This is a genomic window from Citrobacter telavivensis, from assembly GCF_041807075.1.
Taxonomy (GTDB): Bacteria; Pseudomonadota; Gammaproteobacteria; order Enterobacterales; family Enterobacteriaceae; genus Citrobacter_A; species Citrobacter_A telavivensis.
The window spans coordinates 1-2,695 of sequence record NZ_JBGUBF010000020.1; the positions used below are offsets into that span (position 1 = coordinate 1).

Here is a 2,695-nt window from a genome sequence, read left to right on the forward strand (position 1 = left end):
CCGGCGATGTCCGAATGGGGAAACCCAGTGCAATTCGTTGCACTATCGTTAAGTGAATACATAGCTTAACGAGGCGAACCGGGGGAACTGAAACATCTAAGTACCCCGAGGAAAAGAAATCAACCGAGATTCCCCCAGTAGCGGCGAGCGAACGGGGAGCAGCCCAGAGCCTGAATCAGCATGTGTGTTAGTGGAACGGTCTGGAAAGGCCGGCGATACAGGGTGACAGCCCCGTACACAAAAGTGCATATGTTGTGAGCTCGATGAGTAGGGCGGGACACGTGGTATCCTGTCTGAATATGGGGGGACCATCCTCCAAGGCTAAATACTCCTGACTGACCGATAGTGAACCAGTACCGTGAGGGAAAGGCGAAAAGAACCCCGGCGAGGGGAGTGAAAAAGAACCTGAAACCGTGTACGTACAAGCAGTGGGAGCCTCTTTATGGGGTGACTGCGTACCTTTTGTATAATGGGTCAGCGACTTATATTCTGTAGCAAGGTTAACCGAATAGGGGAGCCGAAGGGAAACCGAGTCTTAACTGGGCGTTAAGTTGCAGGGTATAGACCCGAAACCCGGTGATCTAGCCATGGGCAGGTTGAAGGTTGGGTAACACTAACTGGAGGACCGAACCGACTAATGTTGAAAAATTAGCGGATGACTTGTGGCTGGGGGTGAAAGGCCAATCAAACCGGGAGATAGCTGGTTCTCCCCGAAAGCTATTTAGGTAGCGCCTCGTGAACTCATCTTCGGGGGTAGAGCACTGTTTCGGCTAGGGGGTCATCCCGACTTACCAACCCGATGCAAACTGCGAATACCGAAGAATGTTATCACGGGAGACACACGGCGGGTGCTAACGTCCGTCGTGAAGAGGGAAACAACCCAGACCGCCAGCTAAGGTCCCAAAGTCATGGTTAAGTGGGAAACGATGTGGGAAGGCTCAGACAGCCAGGATGTTGGCTTAGAAGCAGCCATCATTTAAAGAAAGCGTAATAGCTCACTGGTCGAGTCGGCCTGCGCGGAAGATGTAACGGGGCTAAACCATGCACCGAAGCTGCGGCAGCGACACTATGTGTTGTTGGGTAGGGGAGCGTTCTGTAAGCCTGTGAAGGTGTGCTGTGAGGCATGCTGGAGGTATCAGAAGTGCGAATGCTGACATAAGTAACGATAAAGCGGGTGAAAAGCCCGCTCGCCGGAAGACCAAGGGTTCCTGTCCAACGTTAATCGGGGCAGGGTGAGTCGACCCCTAAGGCGAGGCCGAAAGGCGTAGTCGATGGGAAACAGGTTAATATTCCTGTACTTGGTGTTACTGCGAAGGGGGGACGGAGAAGGCTATGTTGGCCGGGCGACGGTTGTCCCGGTTTAAGCGTGTAGGTGTGTGTTCCAGGTAAATCCGGTTCACTTTAACACTGAGGCGTGATGACGAGGCACTACGGTGCTGAAGTAACAAATGCCCTGCTTCCAGGAAAAGCCTCTAAGCATCAGGTAACATCAAATCGTACCCCAAACCGACACAGGTGGTCAGGTAGAGAATACCAAGGCGCTTGAGAGAACTCGGGTGAAGGAACTAGGCAAAATGGTGCCGTAACTTCGGGAGAAGGCACGCTGATATGTAGGTGAAGTGATTTACTCATGGAGCTGAAATCAGTCGAAGATACCAGCTGGCTGCAACTGTTTATTAAAAACACAGCACTGTGCAAACACGAAAGTGGACGTATACGGTGTGACGCCTGCCCGGTGCCGGAAGGTTAATTGATGGGGTTATCCGTAAGGAGAAGCTCTTGATCGAAGCCCCGGTAAACGGCGGCCGTAACTATAACGGTCCTAAGGTAGCGAAATTCCTTGTCGGGTAAGTTCCGACCTGCACGAATGGCGTAATGATGGCCAGGCTGTCTCCACCCGAGACTCAGTGAAATTGAACTCGCTGTGAAGATGCAGTGTACCCGCGGCAAGACGGAAAGACCCCGTGAACCTTTACTATAGCTTGACACTGAACACTGGTCCTTGATGTGTAGGATAGGTGGGAGGCTTTGAAGTGTGGACGCCAGTCTGCATGGAGCCAACCTTGAAATACCACCCTTTAATGGCTGGTGTTCTAACGTGGGCCCCTAATCGGGGTTGCGGACAGTGTCTGGTGGGTAGTTTGACTGGGGCGGTCTCCTCCTAAAGAGTAACGGAGGAGCACGAAGGTTAGCTAATCCTGGTCGGACATCAGGAGGTTAGTGCAAAGGCATAAGCTAGCTTGACTGCGAGCGTGACGGCGCGAGCAGGTGCGAAAGCAGGTCTTAGTGATCCGGTGGTTCTGAATGGAAGGGCCATCGCTCAACGGATAAAAGGTACTCCGGGGATAACAGGCTGATACCGCCCAAGAGTTCATATCGACGGCGGTGTTTGGCACCTCGATGTCGGCTCATCACATCCTGGGGCTGAAGTAGGTCCCAAGGGTATGGCTGTTCGCCATTTAAAGTGGTACGCGAGCTGGGTTTAGAACGTCGTGAGACAGTTCGGTCCCTATCTGCCGTGGGCGCTGGAGAATTGAGGGGGGCTGCTCCTAGTACGAGAGGACCGGAGTGGACGCATCACTGGTGTTCGGGTTGTCATGCCAATGGCACTGCCCGGTAGCTAAATGCGGAAAAGATAAGTGCTGAAAGCATCTAAGCACGAAACTTGCCCCGAGATGAGTTCTCCCTGACCCTT

Annotated in this window: 1 rRNA gene; it reads left to right on the forward strand. The window is 53.0% G+C overall.

Features of this window, described 5'->3' with window-relative positions:
* Nucleotides 1–2,695 (forward strand): 23S ribosomal RNA (locus ACERJC_RS25420); the annotation flags it as partial.